The sequence below is a fragment of the Vreelandella olivaria genome (assembly GCF_023507745.1).
GTDB lineage: Bacteria > Pseudomonadota > Gammaproteobacteria > Pseudomonadales > Halomonadaceae > Vreelandella > Vreelandella olivaria_A.
Window position 1 is genome coordinate 1 of sequence record NZ_JALPZO010000144.1, and the last position, 22,585, is coordinate 22,585.

Annotated in this window: 23 protein-coding genes and 1 pseudogene; 17 read left to right on the top strand and 7 right to left on the bottom strand. The window is 56.4% G+C overall.

The window, feature by feature from the left end; translation table 11 throughout:
- The 7 genes and pseudogenes from HP566_RS17290 to HP566_RS17320 all read left to right on the top strand — a co-directional run.
- Positions 1-305: pseudogene (locus HP566_RS17290) on the top strand (type VI secretion system tip protein VgrG); the annotation flags it as partial.
- Positions 306-308: 3 nt separating this feature from the next.
- The gene (locus HP566_RS17295; protein ID WP_249978561.1) at positions 309-1,091 is read left to right on the top strand and encodes a DUF4123 domain-containing protein; all 783 of its coding nucleotides are present in this window, start codon (positions 309-311) and stop codon (positions 1,089-1,091) included.
- On the top strand, positions 1,082-1,594 hold the full coding sequence (locus HP566_RS17300; RefSeq protein ID WP_249978562.1) for a DUF3304 domain-containing protein: 513 nt from the start codon (positions 1,082-1,084) through the stop codon (positions 1,592-1,594). The genes HP566_RS17295 and HP566_RS17300 overlap by 10 nt, the downstream gene beginning before the upstream one ends.
- Positions 1,595-1,694: 100 nt before the next feature.
- The gene (locus HP566_RS17305) at positions 1,695-1,997 is read left to right on the top strand and encodes a DUF3304 domain-containing protein (protein ID WP_249978708.1); all 303 of its coding nucleotides are present in this window, start codon (positions 1,695-1,697) and stop codon (positions 1,995-1,997) included.
- The gene (locus tag HP566_RS21910) at positions 1,927-2,208 is read left to right on the top strand and encodes a DUF3304 domain-containing protein (RefSeq protein WP_249978703.1); all 282 of its coding nucleotides are present in this window, start codon (positions 1,927-1,929) and stop codon (positions 2,206-2,208) included. The genes HP566_RS17305 and HP566_RS21910 overlap by 71 nt, the downstream gene beginning before the upstream one ends.
- Before the next feature lie 100 nt (positions 2,209-2,308).
- The gene (locus HP566_RS17315; protein WP_249978563.1) at positions 2,309-2,821 is read left to right on the top strand and encodes a DUF3304 domain-containing protein; all 513 of its coding nucleotides are present in this window, start codon (positions 2,309-2,311) and stop codon (positions 2,819-2,821) included.
- Complete coding sequence (locus HP566_RS17320; protein WP_249978564.1) at positions 2,818-4,650, top strand: phospholipase effector Tle1 domain-containing protein; 1,833 nt, start codon at positions 2,818-2,820, stop codon at positions 4,648-4,650. The genes HP566_RS17315 and HP566_RS17320 overlap by 4 nt, the downstream gene beginning before the upstream one ends.
- A 254-nt stretch (positions 4,651-4,904) precedes the next feature.
- Here the strand turns inward: HP566_RS17320 and copM are convergent, their stop codons facing one another.
- A complete protein-coding gene (copM, locus tag HP566_RS17325) occupies positions 4,905-5,321 on the bottom strand; it encodes a CopM family metallochaperone (protein ID WP_249978565.1) in 417 nt (138 codons plus the stop codon).
- Positions 5,322-5,461: 140 nt separating this feature from the next.
- Between copM and HP566_RS17330 the strand changes: the two genes are divergently transcribed.
- Both HP566_RS17330 and HP566_RS17335 read left to right on the top strand, forming a co-directional pair.
- A complete protein-coding gene (locus HP566_RS17330; protein ID WP_249978566.1) occupies positions 5,462-5,956 on the top strand; it encodes an NfeD family protein in 495 nt (164 codons plus the stop codon).
- Between the two features lie 2 nt (positions 5,957-5,958).
- Positions 5,959-7,017 carry an SPFH domain-containing protein gene (locus tag HP566_RS17335; protein ID WP_249978567.1) on the top strand — a complete coding sequence of 353 codons (1,059 nt, stop codon included), beginning with the start codon at positions 5,959-5,961 and terminating at the stop codon, positions 7,015-7,017.
- A gap of 110 nt (positions 7,018-7,127) precedes the next feature.
- Here the strand turns inward: HP566_RS17335 and HP566_RS17340 are convergent, their stop codons facing one another.
- Positions 7,128-8,525: an amidase gene (locus tag HP566_RS17340; RefSeq protein ID WP_249978568.1), complete on the bottom strand. Its 1,398-nt coding sequence runs from the start codon at positions 8,523-8,525 to the stop codon at positions 7,128-7,130.
- 151 nt (positions 8,526-8,676) lie between these two features.
- A complete protein-coding gene (gene fes, locus HP566_RS17345; RefSeq protein ID WP_249978569.1) occupies positions 8,677-9,912 on the bottom strand; it encodes an enterochelin esterase in 1,236 nt (411 codons plus the stop codon).
- Positions 9,913-10,242: 330 nt separating this feature from the next.
- On the opposite strand from fes, the gene HP566_RS17350 reads away from it, so the two are divergent.
- From HP566_RS17350 to HP566_RS17365, 5 genes are all read left to right on the top strand, one after another.
- Positions 10,243-12,489: a TonB-dependent siderophore receptor gene (locus HP566_RS17350; protein WP_249978570.1), complete on the top strand. Its 2,247-nt coding sequence runs from the start codon at positions 10,243-10,245 to the stop codon at positions 12,487-12,489.
- A gap of 157 nt (positions 12,490-12,646) precedes the next feature.
- Positions 12,647-13,972, top strand: a complete 1,326-nt coding sequence (locus tag HP566_RS17355) for a class I SAM-dependent methyltransferase (protein WP_249978571.1) — start codon at positions 12,647-12,649, stop codon at positions 13,970-13,972.
- Between the two features lie 72 nt (positions 13,973-14,044).
- A complete protein-coding gene (locus HP566_RS21665) occupies positions 14,045-14,170 on the top strand; it encodes a hypothetical protein (protein WP_284041542.1) in 126 nt (41 codons plus the stop codon).
- A gap of 3 nt (positions 14,171-14,173) precedes the next feature.
- Positions 14,174-15,181, top strand: coding sequence for an alpha/beta hydrolase (locus HP566_RS17360; protein WP_249978572.1), 1,008 nt, complete (start codon positions 14,174-14,176; stop codon positions 15,179-15,181).
- A gap of 46 nt (positions 15,182-15,227) precedes the next feature.
- The gene (locus tag HP566_RS17365; RefSeq protein WP_249978573.1) at positions 15,228-16,616 is read left to right on the top strand and encodes a YncE family protein; all 1,389 of its coding nucleotides are present in this window, start codon (positions 15,228-15,230) and stop codon (positions 16,614-16,616) included.
- Positions 16,617-16,685: 69 nt separating this feature from the next.
- Here HP566_RS17365 and bluB read toward each other — a convergent pair whose 3' ends face one another.
- Together bluB and HP566_RS17375 are read right to left on the bottom strand one after the other, a co-directional pair.
- A complete protein-coding gene (bluB, locus tag HP566_RS17370) occupies positions 16,686-17,387 on the bottom strand; it encodes a 5,6-dimethylbenzimidazole synthase (protein WP_249978574.1) in 702 nt (233 codons plus the stop codon).
- Between the two features lie 46 nt (positions 17,388-17,433).
- Positions 17,434-17,922 (bottom strand): MarR family winged helix-turn-helix transcriptional regulator, encoded by a 489-nt coding sequence (locus HP566_RS17375; RefSeq protein WP_249978575.1) that lies wholly within the window; start codon positions 17,920-17,922, stop codon positions 17,434-17,436.
- Between the two features lie 98 nt (positions 17,923-18,020).
- Here HP566_RS17375 and HP566_RS17380 point away from each other — a divergent pair, with 98 nt between their 5' ends.
- The 3 genes from HP566_RS17380 to HP566_RS17390 all read left to right on the top strand — a co-directional run bounded on the left by HP566_RS17380 (position 18,021) and on the right by HP566_RS17390 (position 19,608).
- Entirely contained in the window at positions 18,021-18,947 is a 927-nt protein-coding gene (locus HP566_RS17380; protein ID WP_249978576.1) for a DMT family transporter, read from the top strand.
- 183 nt (positions 18,948-19,130) lie between these two features.
- Entirely contained in the window at positions 19,131-19,295 is a 165-nt protein-coding gene (locus tag HP566_RS17385; RefSeq protein ID WP_249978577.1) for a YhfG family protein, read from the top strand.
- A 31-nt stretch (positions 19,296-19,326) separates the two neighbouring features.
- Positions 19,327-19,608 carry a Fic/DOC family protein gene (locus tag HP566_RS17390; RefSeq protein WP_249978578.1) on the top strand — a complete coding sequence of 94 codons (282 nt, stop codon included), beginning with the start codon at positions 19,327-19,329 and terminating at the stop codon, positions 19,606-19,608.
- A 134-nt stretch (positions 19,609-19,742) separates the two neighbouring features.
- Here HP566_RS17390 and astB read toward each other — a convergent pair whose 3' ends face one another.
- Both astB and astD read right to left on the bottom strand, forming a co-directional pair.
- Positions 19,743-21,098: an N-succinylarginine dihydrolase gene (astB, locus tag HP566_RS17395; RefSeq protein ID WP_249978579.1), complete on the bottom strand. Its 1,356-nt coding sequence runs from the start codon at positions 21,096-21,098 to the stop codon at positions 19,743-19,745.
- Positions 21,095-22,567: a succinylglutamate-semialdehyde dehydrogenase gene (gene astD, locus HP566_RS17400; protein WP_249978580.1), complete on the bottom strand. Its 1,473-nt coding sequence runs from the start codon at positions 22,565-22,567 to the stop codon at positions 21,095-21,097. The genes astB and astD overlap by 4 nt, the downstream gene beginning before the upstream one ends.
- Positions 22,568-22,585: the final 18 nt, after the last annotated feature.

Here is a 22,585-nt window from a genome sequence, read left to right on the forward strand (position 1 = left end):
TTGATGCCGGGGCAGAGATCACCCTTAAAGCGGGCGGTAGCTTCGTCAAGCTCGACCCCAGTGGCATTACTATCGTGGGGCCTCAGGTCAGAATCAACTCCGGCGGCCGCCCTGGCGTGGGCAGCGGTCAATCGGTAGCAATGCCCTTGCTTCCTGGCCATGTGATAACAGAAGCATCTGAGCGAATTAATCAGCTCTCGCAAAAGGCTCTGCTTGCTACTCACCTCAAAACACCAGAGATATGCGAAGAGTGCTGGCGAGAAGCGCTTTCTTCAGGGCAAACGATGATTCAGGCCGAGGAGTAGCGCATGGCAGACATCACCCATATACCTATCGATTGGCAACACGCGCCCTGGCCAACGGCACAAACACAAAAGCGCCTGGCTTTGATTGAACTTGGTCTTCTCTCCCCTACTGAGCGTACCACCCTGTTTGAGATGCAAGATATTACAGCCGTGCCATTATTACAGGATCATCGGCAGCCACACCTAACCGCAGAAGGCCCATGGTTACTTGAGGTAACCCGCGAATCAATACCCCAATTTACCGCCCACAAGGCGCTTGATTGTGCTTTGCATGCATGGATTGAGAGTCGAGTATCATCCCAGCAGTTGGCCATTCAGTTAGCACCCGCCATGGTGGCGTGCCCTATGGATGAACCTCCCTCCCTGCTACGTTTTTACCTACCTCAGGTAATCAGGCACCTACATGCCGAGACCCATGCTGACTGGCACCTCTCGCTCTTCGGTGGCATCGAACAGTGGTGGCGACCAGACGATGAGCAAGGGTGGCAGTCGCTGGGTGCCATGCCGGTGCAGGAGCCACTGGAATCTCAATGGCAATTAACACTGTCCTCCTCGCTTTACCAGGCACTGCAAGGCGATCCCGAGGTTCGATCCTTTACCCGCTTACTTACCCAGCAGCATCCTGAGCTTTTGAATGGCGTGTGTGGCTGTGCTCGCTCACAGCAAGTGGAAGAGGCGCTCTTGGCTGCATCCGAAGCGGGTGTGGTTCAACGCGACGAACGTCTGGCCTATGTTTATCGCCGCTTACTGGCCCGTGATCAGGAGTCACCCAACCCATGCTGGTGAGATGGATTTGGAACTGGCTGTTCAGGCAAATCTGGCTTGGCCTGCCCAAGGGCGCGCGCTGGGGGCTGGGGGCACTAGTTGCCGGTTATCTGGTATGGCTGTTGTTGATGCCCAACCTGCACCCCATGCCCACAGACACTTCTATTCGTGGGCATAGCCATATCGATCGTCCTGTTCATCGCTTTTGGGTCAATGGTCGCTGGGGGGGAAATCTTGGCCCCTATGGAGGGGGGGGGACAGTATGCTGCCAGCGTATCAGCGGCGATACCACCGAGGTGGAGTGGATTCTAAGTATTACGGGGGAGCAGGAGCGACAGGGTATGGTGGTGGAGGAACATAGCGTAACGCTGCCAATGCCGGAGCGCACACGGGAAGACCGTTATCTGCATGTGCATTTTCTGCCCAATAACGAGGTCAAGCTGGGCTGGAGCCCAAATTTGGTATCGCCCTATGACCACTTGCCGAAACGTTTGGATCAACGTGAAGAAGGAGACGCCCCATGACCGAAGAGGAGATTGTGGCCAACTGCGAGGCATTGAACGCTATCGCGGAGGATATGCCCTCGGTGGATGCCACGCCCTGCCATGTTATTGGGAGTCACCCATGCTGGTGAGATGGATCTGGAACTGGCTGTTCAGGCAAGTCTGGCACGGCTTACCCAAGGGCGCGCGCTGGGGGCTGGGAGCACTGTTTGCCGGTTACCTGGTGTGGTTGTTTTTTCTGCCTAGTCTGCACCCTATGCCCACGGAAGCCTCTATCGAAGGGCGTAGTCATATCGACCGCCCCATTCATGATTTCTGGATTAATGGTCGCTGGGGAGGAAATGTTGAACCCTATGGAGGGGGGGGGGGTCGTCTGTTGCCAGCGTATCAGCGGCGATACCGCCGAGGTGGAGTGGATTCTTAGCATTACGGGGGAGCAGGAGCGACAGGGTATGGTGGTGGAGGAACATAGCGTAACGCTGCCAATGCCGGAGCGTGCCCGGGAAGATCGTTACCTGCATGTGCATTTTCTGCCCAATAACGAGGTCAAGCTGGGCTGGAGCCCAAATTTGGTATCGCCCTATGACTACTTGCCAAGGTGTTTGAACCAACTCGACGAAGGAGCCAACCCATGACCGAAGAGGAGATTGTGGCCAACTGCGAGGCATTAAACGCTATCGCGGAGGATATGCCCTCGGTGGATGCCACGCCCTGCCATATTATCAGGAGTCACCCATGCTGGTGAGATGGATTTGGAACTGGCTGTTCAGGCAAATCTGGCTTGGCCTGCCCAAGGGCGCGCGCTGGGGGCTGGGGGCACTGGTTGCCGGTTATCTGGTGTGGTTGTTTTTTCTGCCCAGTCTGCACCCTATGCCCACGGATACCTCCCTTCGTGGGCATAGCCATATTGATCGTTACATAAATCACTTTTGGGTTAACGGTCGTTGGGGGGGGAATCTTGATCCCTATGGGGGGGGGGGGACAGTATGCTGCCAGCGTATCAGCGGCGATACCGCCGAGGTGGTGTGGGTGTATGGGCGAACCGTCGAGGAGTTCGAGCGTGACGATGAGCCTGAAAGGCATAACGTAACACTGCCAATGCCGGAGCGTGCCCGGGAAGATCGTTACCTGCATGTGCATTTTCTGCCCAATAACGAGGTCAAGCTGGGCTGGAGCCCAAATTTGGTATCGCCCTATGACTACTTGCCAAGGCGTTTGAACCAACTCGACGAAGGAGCCAACCCATGACCGAAGAGGAGATTGTGGCCAACTGCGAGGCGTTGAACGCTATCGCGGAGGATATGCCCTCGATAAATACCATGACCTGCCATAGTAGGCTGGAAATCGGCATCTTCTTCGATGGCATTGGCCGACATGTCGAACAAGACGAAAGTTCGGGAAGGATGAGTAACGTTGCGAGGTTATACCGGGTATACCCAACCGATGCCCATGATCACCCCGGCCAGTATTTCCGCAAACTTTATCTTCCCGGCCTGGGCACGCCACTGGAGAGCGAAACGTCCGAGAGCCTGGCCACGGTGGGACGCATGGCGCCCGGTGAGGCCCGCAGCACCCTTGAGGGGCATGTAAGCGGCAGCGCCCGCAAGGCGGTGGGGCGTGGGCTGTTGGAAGAGAGCGGACGCGCCTGGTGGGAGACCTCCCGGCGTACCCTGGCCCAGCAGTTCAGTTCGCTCAAGGGCTGGGTAACCGCACCCCGCGATGCGCTTGCACGCATCGGCATTGAGTCCTGGTCGCCGCTGCGCGATACACCGTTAATGGCGCACCTATTGACCAGCGGTGCGGCAGCGCGGCTAACCAAGGCGACGCGCGAGTTCGAGGAAGAAATTGCACTAGCGAATTCCCCCGGGATGCCGCTGCGCAGTATTCGTGTCACGGTGTTCGGCTTCGATTTTGGTGCGGCCCTGGCCAAGGCCTTTATCCGCGAGCTGCTCGATAAGCGATGCGAGCGTGAGGGCGATATCTATCGCTATCAGGGTGCCGAGGTGGTGGTGGCCTTTGCCGGGCTGTTCGATTGCGTGCATCGCACCCACCCCGATATGGGGCCGCTGGAAGCCCTAACGCCTGCCGTTACGGAAATTGATGACGGTGGCCCGTTGCACCCCGCCTGCCGCCGGGCCGTGCATCTGATTGCTGCCCACGAGCGGCGGATTAGCCGCCGCTGCCGTCCCCTTGGTGGGCAACGGGCCAATTGGCGCGAGGAGTTGTTACCGGGCATCAGCGAAGATGTGGGGGGTGGCCTCAAGCCCGGCGAGCAGAAGGTTAGTGCCGAGCTGTCGCGCTATGCGTTGCACCGCATGTACCGCTTGGCGCATCGGGCGGGTGTGCCAATACCCAGCCTGGAGCAGCTCTACCAGCGCAACCCCGATGTGGCAGCTTATTTCATGATTGATGACGAGATCAATGGACATACGCTGCCGTCGCTGGCCCAGGCCTATGCCGCAGCGACCCGCAGGCATCAGGCGCCCAGCGCTGAGAGCTTTCGCTTTCACACCGAGCTGTACCTCGTCTGGCTGGCCAAGCGTTACCTGATCTACCGCGACACCAAAGCCGCGCTGGAGGAACGGCTCGCGGCGTTGCCGAGCCGCACGCCCAGCGGCGTGCTGGGCGTGCCGACGGCCTCACTGACCCGGCCTGATGAGTGGGAGAATATCGTCGCCAGCGCTGAGGAGATCGAGCAGGGGCTGGCGGAACTGGAAGCGCACTGGGGCTGGCTGACGGAGGTCGATCAGGAGGCGCGCACCATCAACGCCCAGCACTTTACGCCAACCAATGAGATTAGCCGATATGCCCAGCGGCATCTGGCCATTGAAGGCAAGTGGGCACAGCGGTGGATAGCCCGAGTAGGGGGAGAGGCGGCGCGTTATGAGATGGAAGCCACGTTCGAGCATAGCCCTGGCGTTGCGTATCTGTTCCGCTATGGCATCCATGACCGCCATGATGACGATCAGGCGCTACGCTTTCAGGCCGGGGGCGCGAACGCCAGCATCGGTAGCCGATATTATCGCTTTTTGGCCTGGCGCGGCATTGATATGCCTGGTGAAGCATCCAGGATTTAGCCGGGTTCGGGCGAAGAGCCGGAAACATCATAGGAGATCTCTATACACAATTTTATTGCCATAAGCATTCGGTGGCCGTTCACCTCGCTATTATCTGCGTCAGACGTAGGCGCTCATGGCAGTATATGGATCACGCTTAGACAAAAAAGCCCGGAACGATAGGCTCGCCCGTCAGTGTTTTACCGCGGTTGATCAATGAGTGGCTTGCCAGTTTAAGCCTGTCCGAAGCCACTCAGCTCGCCTTTTCCTGCTTATCAATGTCCGTGTTTCGTTAGCCACTCACGCAAAAAAGCAATTTCACTCTCCTGGGCGGCAATAATCTCCTCGGCCAGTTGGCGTATCTCTTCATCTTCACCGTATTCAAGCACTATTTCCGCCATGGCAATGGCGCCTTCATGGTGGGGAATCATACCTTTCGCAAAATCCGCGTCAGGGTCGCCGGTAAACGACATCGACATGTCTTCATGCATACGGGCATTAGCGGCCTTGTAGGCGGCTACAGCGGGTTGTTCCTCATGAAGGTGATCAGAGGCAGAATGGTCACCATGGCTTGCTGCTTGATGCTGCTGGGCCTGAATGGAGGGAGCGACCAGCAACCCTGCTACCACCAACACGCTTGCCGTCAGTTGAAAGAATGGGCATAACCGCTGGTAGGAACGATAAAACTGCATAGCAACTCTCCTTTTGAAAGAACCGGGAAGAAGTTTAGGTATCAGTTAAAGTGTAAAACCTAAGTGCTGCCTACAGGTCAAGATGCATGGAGTGAGTTACCCTAGAGGGAGCATCACTTATATATTTCAAAGGAGCGCCTATGGACTGGAACCCTGCTTATAGTTGGTTGGTCATCGCCTTGCTGCTAAGTTTGGCAGAGCTGACGTCAGGTGCGATGGTACTGCTTGCGCTGGGAGTAGCCGCAGCGCTGACTGCCGCAGTAACCGCATTTGGTTTAACGCTGCCCTGGCAGTTGCTCAGCATGGGTATTTTCGCGGGCATACTGGTGCCGGTAGGTGTTATGGTGATCCGCCCGCGTTTTTCACCCAGAGGAGTGGCGTATGGCACTACGGGTACAGGGGTTGAAAAAGGAAACCACTACATAACATTAAAACGCGATTTTGATAACGCAACCGGTATTAAGGTAAATGGTGACTTCTACCGGCTGCGTGTTTTGGAGAGCGGCGAAACCGAGCTGCCTTCGGGTACTCCCGTGGTGTTCAAACGCTTTGAGGGTACCACTGCATTGGTCATGCTGTATCAACCGGCAGACCTTACTCGTCAGGACGATAACTCACATCGCAAGGAGCCTTAACTATGGATTTACCCATTAGCCCTGGTTTATTAATAAGCCTGATTATTGTCGTTATCGGCATACTGATTATTTCGAAAGGGTTGGTGATTGTTCGCCAATCGGAAGTGATGGTGATTGAGCGGCTGGGCTCATTCAATCGCGTGCTGGAAAGCGGCATCAACATTATTATCCCTTTTATCGAGCAACCCCGCGCCATTACCATGCTGCGATACCGCAAGCTGGGGGAGGAGTATCAAGCGATTACCACCGATGAGATCCGTATCGACCGCCGCGAAACGGTCATGGACTTCCCCGGCCAGCCCGTGGTCACAACCGATAACGTGACTGTGCGAATCAATGGCGCTCTCTACTACCAGATCATTGACCCTAAACGCGCTGTATATGAAGTAGAGAATATGAGCCAGGCGGTGGAGGTGTTGGCGAAAACCACGCTACGCTCAGTCGTAGGCAAAATGGAGCTGGATAAGCTGTTTGAGTCTCGCGCGGAAGTGAATAACGAGATACAGGCAGCAATGGAAGAACCTGCCTCTAAATGGGGGGTTAAAATCTCCCGGGTTGAGGTACAGGATATTGCCATGCCGGATGAGGTGGAAACCGCCATGCGCCTGCAAATGGCCGCTGAACGTAAGCGCCGTGCCACCGTAACGGAAGCAGAGGGTGAAAAATCGGCAGCTATCGCCATGGCCCAAGGCCAGCGTGAGTCATCCATTCTCAACGCCCAAGGTGATAAAGAGTCGGCGATCCTCCGCGCCCAGGGTGAGCAGGAATCCATCAAGCTGGTACTCAGCGCTATTGGCGACAGTGAGGAAAACAAGCGCACGGTAGTGGGTTATCTGCTGGGGCAAAGCTATATCAAAAGCCTTCCCAATATGGCCAAAGATGGAGAGCGGGTATTCGTACCCTATGAATCCTCGGCCTTACTGGGCTCCATGGGTATGTTCCGTGAAATGGCGGGCTCCCCCGAGGATACGGTTGCCAACCACCTTAAAAATCGCAGCAACAACGGTGGTGAAAGTGGTTTCCGTAGCGGTATTGTTGGCGGTGCTGCCAGCAGCAGCTAAGCATCACCATTAAGTAACAAGCCGGGCGATAAATCGCCCGGCTTTTTTATAATACGGTTGCCGACCGGAAGCAGGCAGTACAATGAAACGTCGCATCGATATGTTCCCTGTTAGTGGTTCAATGGCAATGACGGCCAGCGTGTTGGAAGCGCAAGGCGCATTTCTAACTGATGCGCTAACTTCAGGAGAAAGTGATCGGCAAAACGCGGCCCGATCAGTTGCACACCAATTGGCATATTGGAACAACCAAACCCGGCATTAAGCGAGATCGCAGGCTGCTCTCCCATGTTCCATGGCACGGTATAGGCAATATGCTCAAAGGGTTGGCGTGGATCATTGGTGGGCGATGGCCACTCCGCTGGAAAAGCGATATTTGGCGTAGTAGGTGAAACCACTGCATCCACCTCATCGAAAACGGCCTCGGTTGCGCGACGCATGGCCATGGTTTGCTGAAAGCCCTGCACCACCTCTATACCGCTTAATCGTGAACCACCATCCGCCCATTCCAGGATGGCGGGCAGCACCCTCTTTCGTTCTGCCGCAGAGAGCTTCAATAGTTCGCTCCACTGGCGTGCCTGCCAAAAGTGGTCCAAACCATCCAGCATTTCGCGGTTCAGTACCGGTTCAAGTGGCACCAGAGTAGCCCCGGCAATTTCCAGTTGCTTTGCGGCCTGCTCGACGTGCTCGCGAATTTCTTCATCCAACGGCAGTCCACAACCTGCCTCCATCATTACTCCCACACGCAAACCCGGCATGTTCAGCGCCAGATCCTGCCAGTCGATCTTTTCCGGCGGTAAACGCATGGCATCACGCCGGTCGGTACGGGCAAGCACTGTCATCATAAGTGCCGCATCCTCTACACTACGCGTCATTGGCCCCGCACAGCGGCCTACATAGTAAGGGTCAATTGGTATACGGCCCAAAGAGGGTTTAAAGCCTACGATACCGCACCACGCTGCAGGCAAACGCACCGAGCCACCAATATCGGTCCCCACATGCAGCGGGCCAAATCCCACCGCAGCCGCAGCCCCCGCGCCAGAACTTGAACCACCGGTATTGCACGTCAAATCCCAGGGGTTGCGGGTTAAGCCATGAAATGAGGAAAGACCTGATGAGAGCATGCCAAAATCGGGGCATGTGGTTTTGGCCAACAGCAGAGCATTGTCTTCAATGAGCCGTGCCGCTGGAGGGGCGTTATCGCCAGCCACTGCCTGTTCACCCAACCCTGTCCCGGCAGGAACTGGTACTCCCTTAGTGGCAATCAACTCCTTGAGGGTAACGGGCACACCATCCAGAGCACTGCGGGGTTCTCCTTTGGCCCAGCGCTGGGCGGAGACCTCTGCAGCGGCAAGGAATGCCTCCGGCTGGTAGGCATAGAGTGCATTGATACGCGGCTCCCACTGACTAATATGCTCCATTAGCGCACTTGCCACATCACGGGGGGAAAAGGTTTTAGCGCGATACCCCGCCAGTAGTTGGGTAGCGGTAAGACGGTGCAGTTCAGGCATGGCATCACCTTTATGCTGATGTTATCGATAACATCAGCATGAACCTACAGAGTGTCTTCTGCTATTTCAATATTGACCTCAGTGTGCCCACTCTTTAGTAAGCACCAGCATCACTCCAGGCTTTCTGAGGCTTCTACGCTTCGCCACCCGGTCAGCGAGACTCCGGGCCCAGCAATACCTGTAGTCCATCCGCCAGTGTGCCGCGCCACATCGCGTAGTCATGGCCGCCGACGAATTCGCGATACGCCACCTGGTAACCCTTTTCATGCAGGATAGCGGCAAGTTGCCGGCTACTGCCGAGAATATCCGGGCTGGCACCTTCCAGCAGGCCGGCATCCATATAGAAGCGGATAGGCAGGCGCGGGGATTCGCGGAAGCGTTCGAGCAACCATTGAGGCTGCCCGTCCGGTCCCCACCAGAAGGACCCCGACTGCACCAGCGCCATGCCAAAGCGTTGCGGCGCCTGGTAGGTATAGCAGGCGGCCGCAAGACCGCCATAGCTCGATCCGGCCAGGATACGCTGGCCAGGGTCGTCCGACAGCGGCAGGCGATGCATCAGCCATGGCAACAGCTCCTCGCCGAGCATGTCACCAACATCGGGATTGCAGGGCAGTTCCACCGCGCGGCTGTCACGATCCACGTTATCCACCAGCACGGCGACCAGCGGTGGGATGCGTCCCTCGGCTATCAGATTGTCGAGAATCACCGGCGTCGGCACCTGCTCCTGGTAAGCCTGTCCGTCGAACACCAGCAGCAGCGGATAGCCCGGATGCTCAGCGGTGAATCCGGGCGGAGTGTAGAGTGCCAGTGTGCGGCGGTTGCCCAGGCGCCGACTTTCGAATACCACGCTCTCCACACGACCGCTCGGTACTCCATCACGGGGCCGCAGCCATGGCTGCGGAGGAGCACCGGGCAGTTCCACCAGCGAGTGCCCTTCCAGAGGTACCTGACGATCAGTGTGGCGATTGAGCGGGTCCGCGTGGGCTGCATCGCGAACCGTCTGACGCAGAACCCCGCGCTCGACGTCATCCAGGGGCGGCAGGCCCGAAGCGATGCGGTAGGAGGCACGCAACCCAGACGGCACCCTCAGGCTCAGGTAGTGGACGTCACTGCGCGGCAGATGGTCGAAGCGGCGGGTATTGACATCGCGGGAGGGCCAGAGCAGTCGTACCTCGCCCGCTTCGGGCAGCGCCCGCCACAGGAATGTGGCCAGCAAACGCCCCCTCTCGTCGTGTTCCAGCAGCGGCGTACCGTGTTGTTCCGCCCGGCGCCAGAAACGCTCCAGCGCCCTGGGTTGCTCATGCGCCAGTTCGGTAGCCAGACGCCTCAGCGCCGGACTGGCGGGCACGCTATCGGTATCCAGGATTTCCATCGGCTCGGGCGGCATATCATGCTCGGCCCAACTGACGCTGGCGAGCACAAGGCACGTCAGGCATGCCAGCGGCCATACAAGGCAAGGTTTCATCAGCAGCTCATCATCAAAGGTAGCGCTTTCCCGCACTTGCTCAGGCGGGCGCCACGGCTATCACTCTCTTGTCCGACCACCCACCCGCTTTGCCTATAGCGAAATGGTCAGGATCAGATATCCAAAATCAATTGAAAACAGTTATCATTAATATTAGCATTAGTATTGCTGAATAGAGAGAAAGTTCCCTTCCTTACTGCTCTTTTTTCGCAAACTCCTACTTACTGCTCATCACTTCAGGATCCGCTTCCCATGTCGTCACCCGTTGTGTCTACCCCTTTTGCGCTTTCTGCCCTTACTGTCGCCGTCGCCATGGCATTTTCCAACCCACTTGCCGCACAAGAGGCGACCACGACGTCCGACGACGATGCAACACTCGACACAATTTACGTGACGGCGGAAGCCATCGCCAGCCAGGCGTTGGGATCATCGACCATCACCGCTGAGGATATCGAACGGCGCCCACCCGCCAACGACCTCTCTGAGATTATTCGTCGAATGCCCGGTGTCAACCTGACCGGTAACAGCGCCTCCGGCCAGTATGGCAATAACCGACAGATCGACCTGCGTGGCATGGGGCCGGAAAACACCCTGGTTCTGATTGATGGCCGCCCGATCGGCTCGCGCAACGCCATTCGCATGGGGCGCAGCGGCGAGCGTAATACCCGTGGAGACACCAACTGGGTGCCTGCGGACGCCGTTGAGAGAATCGAAGTGCTGCGCGGGCCAGCAGCGGCGCGCTACGGTTCCGGGGCCTCAGGCGGCGTCATCAACATTATCACCAAGCAGCCTTCCGATACGTTAAGTGGCTCACTCAATCTGTATAGTCGTATACAGGAAGATAGTGCCGAGGGCGACAGCCAGCGTGCCGGCTTCGTACTGAGTGGACCGGTTGCTGACGATCTCTCCTTCCGTCTATACGGCAACGTCAGCCGCAGCGATGCCGACTCACTGGACATCAACGCTGATTTCGCAAGCAGCGCTGATGCTACCCCGCCTGCTGGGAGTGAAGGCGTACGCAACCGTGATATCAATGGTCTGCTGCGCTGGGATGTCAACACTGCCAATGTTATTGAGTTTGAGGCCGGCACCAGCCGCCAGGGCAACATCTACGCTGGCGACCGCGCGGTCAGCCAAAGTGGTAGCGACCTGCTCAATGAGCTTGCCAATAGCAATGCCGAAACCAACCGTCTGTATCGCAACACGGCTTCGCTCACTCACCGGGGCAACTGGGGCGCGGGCAATACTTCACGTCTAACCCTGGGCTTCGAGGGCACCAACAGCTGGCGTTTGAACGAGGGGCTGGCAGGAGGCGCTGAAGGCAGCATCAATACCGAAGCCGACGGATCTACCTCGCGTTTGCGCAACTACAACCTGGATGGCGAGGTTAACCTTCATTCCCAACTGGCGGGCAACGAACATGTCTGGACGGTTGGTTTCGAGTACCGCGACAGTCGTCTGGAGGACCCCTACGCCGTTCAGGGAGCCATCAACTATGGCGACTCCATTCCCGGCCTTGACCCAAACAACCAGGATGGCGAAGCTGATGCTCAGACCTACGCGCTGTTCGTCGAGGACAATATTTATCTGGGCGACCGCTGGATCGTCACGCCTGGGCTGCGTGTCGATCATCACAGCCAGTTCGGTACCCACGCAAGCCCCAGTCTGAACGCTCAGTTCCACGCCAGCGACACCGTCACCATCAAAGGTGGCATCGCGGAAGCCTTCAAGGCACCCAACCTTTACCAGGCCAACGACAACTATCTCTACTACACCATGGGCAATGGCTGCCCATTCGGCTACACCGGCAACAGTGGCGGCGGTTGCTACGTGTTGGGCAACAGCGACCTCGATGCGGAAACCAGTCTGAACAAGGAACTGGGCATTGAGTGGGCCGATAACGGCTACCACGCTTCACTCACCTACTTCCACAATGATTATGACAACCGCATCCAGGCGGGTCTTGACGAAGTCGGCCGCACAGTGGCCGATAATGGCGGGATCTTCCAATGGGAGAATGCATCCAAAGCCGTGGTAAGTGGCTTTGAAGGCAACCTACGCATTCCATTGATTGGTGACGACGGCAGTACGTTAAGCTGGAACAATAACTTTACGTATATGGTGGAAAACAAAAATCAAGAAACCGGACAACCCCTGTCGATCATTCCGGAGTTTACGCTCAATACATCCCTCGACTGGTGGGTCACCAGCGACCTCTCGGTATTGCTCTCCGGCACCTGGTACGGCAAACAGGAACCACCCACGCAGAGCCTGACCGGCAGCCCGCAGACCGGCGAGGCACTCAATGTACGTGGGCCGTACAGCGTCTGGGGTCTAAGCGCGCAGTACTACCTCACCAACGACATCCGAGTAGGAGCTGGCGTGGAAAACCTCTTCGATGAGCGTCTCTATCGTGAGAGCAATAGCAGTGGCGCAGGAGCAGCGACCTACAACGAACCAGGACGTGCTTACTTCATGTCACTCAATATGGATTTCTAGGTGACTGGCCTCCCCTAACACTACTAACGCCAACCGCTTGCCTGTCAGTGCCTCACTGCCAGGCAAGCCGTTGGCAAGCACTATCAAGACAGCGTTCACCTTAGAGGCCCAGCGACATCAATGGGCAACACCAACGTTTACCTCATACGGAATATCAATGTCATCGTCATCAACGTCTCTGCTTCTAGATACGCCGTATCCCGATCACTTTCACCGCGAAACCATGCCGTTATGGTTAAGTAGCACTGCCATTGCGCTGGGTCATCGCCCCCCTGATGTAACCCAACCTTACACCTGGTGCGAGTTGGGGTGTGGCGGGGGCATGAACACGCTGACCGCAGCAGCCACCAACCCTATGGGTAGATTCTTCGGAATAGATATTGATATACGGCAAGTTGAACGGGCTCGTGACTTGTCACGTCGTGCAGGTATCAACAACGTTGAGTTCATAGCTGCTGACCTCGCCAACGCCACGCATGTCATTCCAACCCAATGCGACTTTATCGTCACCCACGGTGTCTGGGCATGGGTGGAGGCCACCACCCGCGAAGGCATACAAGCCTTTATTCATCATCACCTCAAGCCCGGCGGGTTAGTCTACGTAAGCTACATGACGCACCCGGGCTCTTCATCGCTTATCGCCTTGAGCAAGCTGATGCGCGAATTCGCGCGGTCGGCCCAGGGCAGCAGCGTACAAAGGGTAACCCAGGCACTGAGGTTTGCCCGCCAACTCTCGGGCAGCGGCTATTTTGCCGAACACCCTGGCATCGAGCGCCAGTTGGAACATCTGGCCGCCGAGGACCCGGCCTATCTGGCCCACGAGTTTCTGGCCGACAGCTGGCATCCCCAACATGTGGCCGATACCCTGAACGCTCTCGCCCAGGCGGATTGTGGGTATCTGGGCAGCGCTACCCCGTTGGAGAACATCGATACTCTATCGCTGCCTGGCAAGCTGCACGCTCAACTGCGCGAGTTGGCGGAGGCGCCCACCTCACTGGTGGAAACCTTCAAGGATATCGCCCGTCATCAAAGCCTGCGGCGCGATCTCTACCAGAAAGGCGACCACGCGCTAACCACCACCGCGCACCAGGAAGCCCTCGATAGCATCGCCTTCACCCTGCTTACCGAAGTGCCTGACTCAGCTACGGATCTGGTATTCGATACCCGCATCGGGCCGATCACCGGGTCTGCCAAACTCTTTATGCCGGTACTGGGTGAGTTGCAGGCAGCGCCTTGTCGCTTTTCTCACTTGCGCCGCCTGACAGCCTATCAGCAGGCTCCCGGCCTGCTCAATCAAGTGCTGCAAACACTGTTATGGGCAGGGTACATCCACCCAATACGCCCTGAGTCGGCACACGCCAGTGCTACCCAGTTGGATAACCTGCTGCAGACGCCTGGCACCATCCAGGGAAGACACCAATGGAGACTGGCACCCCAGATGGGCACAGCAATCCATCTAAATCATAGCCACCCTGAGCTTTAGGCTGAATAGTACGCCAACTAACAGCCGGTACGTGGCAAAACAACATTAGTGACAAGAAACAAAAGAAAAATCATGAACTTAATTATTGTTAAAAAGATTAATGATTATCAATACTGGGATCTTATGCAACTGGCTCAGCTAGCAAATGCGCACTATACCCGCTCTTTCCTGCTGACTAAGCGTCTTTTGAACGGATGATTCATGACTACACACCACTATGGAATGAGAGGGTTGTCCCATGCCCTTCACGTGGCAACCCTCATACTATTCCTATCTCTCTGGAGCACCATCACCCTGGCCCAACCACGCAACCCAAGCCTATCGCTACACCATACCGTGCTGGACGAACCTTCTGAGTCTTACCGGTTTGAACGCTTCAGTGTCGCCAGCCCGGATCAACAGCGACACTGGCGTGTCACGTTAGGGATTCCCAAGCGTCCGGTGCCCGAAAATGGCTTTGCCGCATTCTGGATGTTGGATGGCAACGCTGCGCTAATGGAGTTTGATGCTCGCTTACTGGATGAGCTGATCGCTCAGACTAACCCGCCGTTGCTGGTATTTGTCGGGTATGACAACGACCTGCGTATCGACCCGGCCCGCACAAGGGACTATACCTTTGTCACCGACCCATATCATAGCGACACTACGCCATCGGAGTACACCGGAGGTGGCGCTGACGCATTCCTGGAGATCATCGAGCGCACTATCCGTCCAGAAATCGCGCGCCGTATAGCCACCGACCCGGCCCAGCAAACCCTATGGGGCCACTCACTGGGCGGCCTGCTTGTCCTGCATACGCTTTATACCCGTAGTGGTGCTTTTTCCAGCTACGCTGCTGGCAGCCCATCACTTTGGTGGGCCGATGGCGCCATTTTAGCTGAGCCCGAAGCACGCTTCATCGCCAATAATGCAGGCCGCCCTGCGCGTGTCCTACTCACGCTGGGCGGGGGGGAGCGCAACCGCGATATCAGCAATCGCGACATGAACGATCCACGCGTTCAAGCGCATCTGCGTCGAATTGCCAGCGCCCCTTCAGACTCAGCCGCGACCCTTGCTCAGCGCCTCGAACAACTTCCAGGCGTCACCGCAAGCTATCGCGAATTTCCTGAACTGACCCATGGCCTGACCTTGCGCGCATCACTCATGGACGCGCTACATCAGACGGTGGGTATCTCCGATCACAGCAACACCCGCGGCACCATTCGATGACATCCTCGTCATCGCTTCCCTAAACGATGTTTGATGGAGCAATGCCATGCTACGCCTTCCCAACCGCTATCACTTGAGCTGCCTTGCAGCCGTTTCCGTCGCCATGTGGGCACTGCCATCACTAGCTACGGCACAGGTTTTCGATGCTCCCGACCCGAACTTCAACGGCAGTGTACGTCCAGCCACCCCACTGATCGTTGCTGGTAGCGATGTCGAGTTTGTCGGACGAGGTTTTACCCCCGGCCAGACTGTTACCCTGTCGCGAGGTGACACGGTGCTCAATGCAACACCCTATGTCGCTGATGACGAAGGTAATTTCAGCGGCACAATTACGATACCGGACGACGCGGTACCAGGGCGCCATCCTCTCGTGCTCACTGCCAATACCCCCTATGCCGCCAGTATTATCGACCTGAAGATCTCCCCGCAGATACCACTTTCCGGCGAGGAACTTTTCGATATCTCTGTAGCAGCACTGCCCCAGGGACTGTATCAGACGGCTTATAGTGCCAGCAGCGATACGCTGTTCGTCACCTCTGCGGTTGGCCGCCCTCCGGTTACCCAATCGGCACTGCTGAAAGTCGCCCCCGATACCCTTGAGGTCATTGCCCAAGTCACCCCGGAAGCCATACCAGGATACGAGGATAACCGGGTATTCGCGGTGTATGGCGTTGGCGTGGACGACACTAATGGCAACGTCTGGGTCACCAATACCCGTGAAGATACGATCGCCATCTACCGCCAATCCGACCTGTCACTGGTCAAGCAGTTCGACATCGGCACAGTGCCACACTCCCGCGATGTGATCATCGACAGCCAGCGAGGCAAGGCCTACGTCTCGGCAACTGGCGAGAATTACATCACGGTGTTGGATACAGCCTCGTACGAGATCATCACCAACATCGAAATCGCTTCTCAGCTTCGCGGCGAGCGGTTCGTGCCGATGAGCCTGGAGCTGGACGAAGCTTCGGGCCGGTTGTTCACTACCAGCCTGAACACCCCGGAAGCCGTAGTGATTGACACTGAAAGCGACAGCGTCGAGCAAGTAATTCGACTGGCCAATGCCCACAGAGCCTCAGGGGTTGCCTTCGATGCCGAGAGTGAGCGGCTGCTGGTCGTCTCCCAAGGTTCCGACAACCTGCTATATGTGGATTTGGCATCAGGCGAGATCGTGCATGATGTACCTGTGGGGGCTGGTCCACTCAACGTCGCCTTTGACAATGAAAGTGGCCTGGCTTACGTCAGCAACCGTGCCTCCGGCACGCTTGCCGTTCTTGATCGTAGTGGTGAACTCGTCGCTAATCTGGACGGTGGTACCTATCCCAACCATGTTCATGAAGATAACCAGGGCAATATCTTTGCGGTCAACAAATCACGTGGTGAGGACGATCCGCAAGGGGATCACATTCGCCGCATACGCCCAGTAAGCGAATAATCTGCTGGCACATATGGCGCATCTCACCAGCCCACTCTGGCGGGGTGCGTCGCAAACCTGGTGCCCATCTCATGGTCTGCTCAACGCATCCTGAAAGTGGCTGTCCGTCAATGACTGGCCCCAGACATCGCTGTGCACCAACTCGTTCAACGGCAGTCGGGAGCGCCAGCCTTGCGCTTCCAGCTCCGGCTGGTCTAAAAACTCGCTGACATAGCCCAGGCAAAGATACGCCAGTGGATAAACATGTTCAGGTAAGTTTAAGGTAGTACTTAATTGCTCCTGATCGAGAATACTCACCCAACCAACACCAATCCCTTCTGCCCGTGCTGCCAGCCAGAGGTTTTGCACTGCCAGACAGGTACTGAACAGATCGGTTTCCACAATGCTGTTGCGCCCCAATACATGGGGGCCACCTCGGCTGCGGTCACAGGTAATGCAGAGATTTAATGGGCTTTCCATAATGCCTTGAAGCTTGAGGCTGCGATAATGTGCTTGGCGTTCTCCTTCAAAGCGCCCGGCAGCCTTTTGATTCTCCTGCTCGAATATCGCCAACACCGCTTCTCTTATCACGCGGCTTTCAATCACGATGAAATCCCAGGGCTGCATGAACCCTACCGAAGGAGCATGGTGGGCAGCCTGTAAGAGCCGTGCCAACACTTCTGGTGCAATAGGATCAGGCAGAAACTGTGAACGCACATCGCGCCGTTCATGGATGGCACGATAAAGCCCTCGCTGCTCAGCATCGGAAAAACGGTGGTTCGAGGTGGTCATTACGGTAGGGGCCTTTAAGTGTTGAGTTTTAGCGCCGTAACGCAGTTTACTCCTGCTCAAACCCCATTAGAAACTGCTTCAGCAACTCATCCAGTTGAACCCGTTGTGCTTCACTCAAGCCACTCACCAGCTGAGCCTGTGTGTCTACATGGGCGGCAACCGCTTCGTCAATCAAATCGTATCCACGTTGCGACAGAGAGATCAGAAAACCGCGACCGTCTTCAGGGTTCTTGACCCGCTCAATCAACCCGGCCTTTTCCAATTGGTTAATACGGTGGGTCATGGTGCCCGACGTCACCATGGTGGACGCCATCAGGTCCCCTGGCGATAGCGCATAGGGCGCCCCTTCCCGGCGAAGAGTCGCCAGAACATCAAAGCTTGCGTCAGTCAGACCGTATTTCGCCCAGGTCTTCTCCATCGCACGCATTAAGTAGTGGTTCAGTCGCTTGACTCGCCCGAGGGTGCCCATCGGCGCGACATCAAGATCCGGCCTCTCTCGCCGCCACTGTTTGAGAATAGTGTCTACATGATCCATGGGAGTATTTTGCGCTTAATTATCTTGACGTCAAGATTAATGACACATATCTTGATATCAAGATAATTTCCAAAACGGTACTAATGAGAACACTGCTAATGGCACTATCAAGCACGCCCCCCACCTACGCACCTAAAAAATCCTGGCTTGCCCCCCTCCTGTATCTGTTATCCGGTGGTGCCTTACTGGGCTTATCGACTAACTTGGCGAAACTGGCCGGTGACATACACCTCTCAGCCCTTGCCTTTCTGTTTTGGTCAATTGCCGGGGCAGCGCTGATTCTGGTGGTGATCTCGGCGTTACGTCGCAACCTGCCGCCGGTTAGCATTCGCAACATTGAGTATTATGCCGTCTCTGCGTTGCTGGGCGTGGCTGGCTCCAACCTGATCTTTTTCTCAGCTATTCCCCATGTGGGTGCTGGGTTCGTGGCACTCATCATCACTCTGCCACCACTGCTCACCTACGCTGGCGCGATAACATTAAAAATGGAACGGTTTCGGGTTATGCGTGCGGCGGGGATCATGTCGGCCCTTGCGGGGGCTGTCACCCTGGCCTTCCATAAGCTATCTGCACCGGATGCTGATTATCTCTGGATACTCATTGCCCTGATTGGCCCCGTACTGCTGGCCATTGGCAATCTCTACCGAACCTTGCGCTGGCCAGAAGGCGTATCCAGCGATGCGCTGGCACCTGGGATGCTAATCGCCGCTGCGGTTATCCTGCTCAGCGTGGGTTTTCTGCCGGGCTTCTCTCTTAGCGTTCAGACAGACCGCCCGCTACCCACGATGCTGATTATCCTCCAGGCGATGATCTTCGCAGGCCAGTTCCTACTGCTTTTCCTGCTACAGAAAAGCGGTGGCCCTGTCTTACTGAGCCTATTGGGATCCGTTGGTGCTGTGGTGGGCGTGCCCGTCGCGATATTGCTGCAGGGAGAAACCGCCCCCGAGGGCTTACTGCTGGGCACCCTGCTGATTGGTGCAGGTATCGCCCTGCTTAATATTGGCAAAGCCAAACAACTTCCCTAGGTTAACAAGGCCAAGAGAGACATATTATGAAAGTGGGTGCGTATCAGGCTTACTACGCACTGCAAAATCTCAGCCTACTTACCTGCACAGATAGCTACCGACGCTGCACAACATGAGTTCAGGTATGGGATGAACCCTGCATTATCATTCCGCTATACTAGGTTTAATAGCTAAGGAGGTAGTATGAATAATGTTTCTCTGGAAACAAAGCGTCGCTATTACGCGAAGGTACGGCGCTCCAATTATCAAGCGAGTATGGCGCTGGAAGGAATCACTGTTGACTCTCAAGCACCAAAAGCCAACAAGGATGATGTACTGGCTAAATATCAGAAGCACAAAATTCGCTGATGGATAAGTACGGGACAGGGAAGGATCCCTATTGCTACCGCCCTATGACTTTGCATATCTCAAACGCCTACATCATCAGCTATTTCATGACCTGTATGACTGGGCAGGGGAAATAAGAACCATCGATATCGCAAAAGGCGACACACGATTTTGCAACGTCAACCGCATCGCTCCCGAGGCTGAAAAGCTATTCACCAAGCTGGCAGAGCATAATCACTTCACTCAACTTGAAAAAGCAGACCTAATATCAGCGTGTGCGGAGCTATATGGAGATTTAAATGTCGTTCATCCCTTCCGCGAAGGGAATGGATAGAAGCCAATATCGCAGGCTACTACTGCGACTACCATCCTTTAGAGTTAATCTTTGAGCGATGTATCGGCTCTCCTCTATACGACTAACGCCAAGACATTGCCTTGGCGTTTTGTTTTCCAGCTTAGGTAATACACCTACCCCAACTGAAACGGATACACCGAGCCGATTTTCAGTAGTTGCGTCAGTTCATCCAGTGCGGTAAGGGACTCTTCCGCCAGTTGCGGGTCAGCCAGATCGTCAGGAGCGAGACGATCACGGTAGTGGCGATTTACCCAGGCAGTTAAATCATCAAACAGTGCCTCGGTCAGCAGTACGCGGCCAGTGAGCGCAGCACGTTCGGCTTCCGAAAGTACAACGCGCAAACGCAGGCAGGCGGGGCCTCCACCGTTACGCATGCTCTGTTTAACGTCTTTCACGATGACCTCATTGATCGGATTGTTACCCGCCAGCAAGTGATCCTGAATGGTGCGCCATACCGCTTCACGCTCCTGGCATTCACCGGGTACCACCAGCGTCATGGAACCGTCTGGATTGGAGAGTAGCTGGGAGTTGAACAGATAAGAGGCCACCGCATCTTCCATGCTGACAGCTTCCAGAGGCACCCGCACCGGAATGAGTGGCGTGGTCATCTTGGCGCGCAGTTCATCCAGGGTGCGCTCTTCTTCCAGGAACGCCATTTCATGGTAGAGCAGCACGGCACCATTACCAACCGCTATCACGTCATTATGGAACACGCCTGCGTCGATGGCATCCGGGTGCTGCTGGGCAAAGACTGTTTGCACATCGGTCAGACCATGTTGGCGAGCCACCGCCTGACTGGCCTCCAGTGTTTGACGGGCAGGGTAGCGCTTAGGCTTGTGTTCACCACCAAACGCCTGACGGCCATACACAAACAGATGTACCCCCGGTTCACTGTATTCACCACATAACCGGGTATGGTTGGCAGCCCCTTCATCGGAAAAAGCAGGTGTGGCAGGCAGCACCGGATGGTGTGCAAAGTGCTGCTCATCACGGAAAATAGCCTGCAGTACGCGACCGGTGGTTTGCGGCTCCAGATAACGATGGAAGCTGGACTGTAAATTGGCCGGAGTGAAGTGCACCCGGCGATCCGCTGCATCAATGCTGGGTGTAACAGTGCCGGCATTGGCTGTCCACATGCTGGAGGCGGAACATACTGCCCGTAGTAGCTGCGGGGCTTCGGCAGCGGCGCGGGTAAGCACTTCCCGGTTGCTGCCACTGAAGCCCAAGTCACGCAGCGCCCCCACATCAGGGCGCTGCTGGGGAGGCAGGACACCCTGGGCGTAGCCCGCCCCCATCAGCGACTTCATTTTCAGCAACCCCTGCAATGCTCCTTCCCTGGGGTTGGATATCAAGCCGCCGTGGCTCATGGAAGCAACGTTGCCGTGGGCCAAGCCTGAGTAGTTATGGGTGGGTCCCACCAGCCCATCGAAATTAACTTCCCAGACACTGCAGTTAGAAACGTCACTCATAGGTTGACTCCTGGCGGCAGGGTTTCTGGCATCTCCAGGGCTTCGGCTTCCACGGAAGCAACCGGATAGGCGCAGTAATCTGCCGCATAGTAGGCACTTGGGCGATGGTTGCCGCTATCACCAACACCACCAAAGGGCGCATCGCCAGAAGCACCCGTGGTTTGGCGGTTCCAGTTCACGATCCCGGCACGAATACGCAGCAGGAAGTCATCCCAGTCAGCTTTTTGCCCACCAATCAGTCCTGCGGAAAGTCCATAGCGGGTATTATTGGCCAACGCCAAGGCTTCCTCCCAGTCGCTATAACGGTGGATTTTCAGCAGCGGGCCGAAGTGCTCCTCATCAGGTACATCCAGCCCGGTCACGTCAATCAGCGCGGGGCTTAGTAAGCTGGTGTTCTCTTTCAAACGCCGCATACGGTTAATGACGGTACCGCCCAGTTCTTCCAACTCATCTTGGGCTTTCAGCAGGCCATCCGCCGCTGCCACACTAACCAGGCCGCCATAAAAAGGAGCAGGCGCTTCCTCAAACTGCCCAGCCACATGCAGCGTGGTAATGGCATTGGCAAGTGCCTCAATCAGGCGGTCGCCCACTTCCCCTTTGGGAATCATCAATCGGCGCGCACAGGTGCAACGCTGGCCACCGGAAAGGAAGGCCGACTGTAAAATGGTCAGCACCGCAGCGCGTTCGTCATCAACGTCTTTCACTACCAGTGGATTATTGCCACCCAGCTCCAGGGCAAGAATTTTATCCAGCTGCCCGGCAAACTGCTGCTGCAACATACCGCCCACTTTGGCACTACCGGTAAATAGCAAGCCGTCAATATCGGGATGCGCTGCAAGCGCCTGCCCAACCGCCACGCCACCCTGCACAAGGTTAATAACACCAGCAGGTAACCCGGCCTCCAGCCAGCACTGCAGGGTCAAATCTGCCGTTAACGGTGTTTGATCGCTAGGTTTAAATACGACGGTATTACCTGCCAACAACGCAGGCACCATATGACCATTGGGCAGATGGCCAGGAAAATTATAGGGGCCGAACACCGCCATGACGCCGTGGGGGCGATGGCGTAACACTGCTTTGGCACTTCCCACATCTTTTGCCCTCTCCCCCGTACGCTCGTTATACGCCTTAATGGAAAGGGCGACTTTGCCCACCATCGCCCCTGCCTCGGTTCGCGCTTCCCAGAGTGGTTTACCAGTTTCACTGGCAATGGCAACGGCAAGGTCTTCGCTACGCGCCTTGATCACTTCGGCAAAACGCTCTACCAGCGCCTGCCGTTCGGCAAAAGGCGTACGCGCCCAAAGGGGAAACGCACTCCGCGCAGCCTCTACAGCCGCGGCAACCTGCTCACTGGAGGCCGACGCTCCCTGCCAGAGTAGCGATGCGGAGACAGGGTCATGCTTGAAGAACGTATCCGCATCTCCTGCCATCCAGGCGCCATTGATCAATTGCTGCTGTTGGGCGTGCATGTTTATCTCCTAGACGTT

Bases quoted from the DNA above. Each gene is read 5' to 3' on its own strand.
- HP566_RS17335 (WP_249978567.1), top strand. From the start codon at position 5,959: ATGGATTTACCCATTAGCCCTGGTTTATTAATAAGCCTGATTATTGTC.
- HP566_RS17380 (WP_249978576.1), top strand. From the start codon at position 18,021: ATGGCACTATCAAGCACGCCCCCCACCTACGCACCTAAAAAATCCTGG.
- fes (WP_249978569.1), bottom strand. From the start codon at position 9,912: ATGCCGCCCGAGCCGATGGAAATCCTGGATACCGATAGCGTGCCCGCC.
- copM (WP_249978565.1), bottom strand. From the start codon at position 5,321: ATGCAGTTTTATCGTTCCTACCAGCGGTTATGCCCATTCTTTCAACTG.
- HP566_RS17385 (WP_249978577.1), top strand. From the start codon at position 19,131: ATGAATAATGTTTCTCTGGAAACAAAGCGTCGCTATTACGCGAAGGTA.
- astD (WP_249978580.1), bottom strand. From the start codon at position 22,567: ATGCACGCCCAACAGCAGCAATTGATCAATGGCGCCTGGATGGCAGGA.
- HP566_RS17365 (WP_249978573.1), top strand. From the start codon at position 15,228: ATGCTACGCCTTCCCAACCGCTATCACTTGAGCTGCCTTGCAGCCGTT.
- HP566_RS21910 (WP_249978703.1), top strand. From the start codon at position 1,927: ATGGAGGGGGGGGGGGTCGTCTGTTGCCAGCGTATCAGCGGCGATACC.
- bluB (WP_249978574.1), bottom strand. From the start codon at position 17,387: ATGACCACCTCGAACCACCGTTTTTCCGATGCTGAGCAGCGAGGGCTT.
- HP566_RS17315 (WP_249978563.1), top strand. From the start codon at position 2,309: ATGCTGGTGAGATGGATTTGGAACTGGCTGTTCAGGCAAATCTGGCTT.
- HP566_RS17300 (WP_249978562.1), top strand. From the start codon at position 1,082: ATGCTGGTGAGATGGATTTGGAACTGGCTGTTCAGGCAAATCTGGCTT.
- HP566_RS21665 (WP_284041542.1), top strand. From the start codon at position 14,045: ATGAACTTAATTATTGTTAAAAAGATTAATGATTATCAATACTGGGAT.
- HP566_RS17355 (WP_249978571.1), top strand. From the start codon at position 12,647: ATGTCATCGTCATCAACGTCTCTGCTTCTAGATACGCCGTATCCCGAT.
- HP566_RS17305 (WP_249978708.1), top strand. From the start codon at position 1,695: ATGCTGGTGAGATGGATCTGGAACTGGCTGTTCAGGCAAGTCTGGCAC.
- HP566_RS17375 (WP_249978575.1), bottom strand. From the start codon at position 17,922: ATGGATCATGTAGACACTATTCTCAAACAGTGGCGGCGAGAGAGGCCG.
- HP566_RS17330 (WP_249978566.1), top strand. From the start codon at position 5,462: ATGGACTGGAACCCTGCTTATAGTTGGTTGGTCATCGCCTTGCTGCTA.
- HP566_RS17340 (WP_249978568.1), bottom strand. From the start codon at position 8,525: ATGCCTGAACTGCACCGTCTTACCGCTACCCAACTACTGGCGGGGTAT.
- HP566_RS17360 (WP_249978572.1), top strand. From the start codon at position 14,174: ATGACTACACACCACTATGGAATGAGAGGGTTGTCCCATGCCCTTCAC.
- astB (WP_249978579.1), bottom strand. From the start codon at position 21,098: ATGAGTGACGTTTCTAACTGCAGTGTCTGGGAAGTTAATTTCGATGGG.
- HP566_RS17295 (WP_249978561.1), top strand. From the start codon at position 309: ATGGCAGACATCACCCATATACCTATCGATTGGCAACACGCGCCCTGG.
- HP566_RS17320 (WP_249978564.1), top strand. From the start codon at position 2,818: ATGACCGAAGAGGAGATTGTGGCCAACTGCGAGGCGTTGAACGCTATC.
- HP566_RS17350 (WP_249978570.1), top strand. From the start codon at position 10,243: ATGTCGTCACCCGTTGTGTCTACCCCTTTTGCGCTTTCTGCCCTTACT.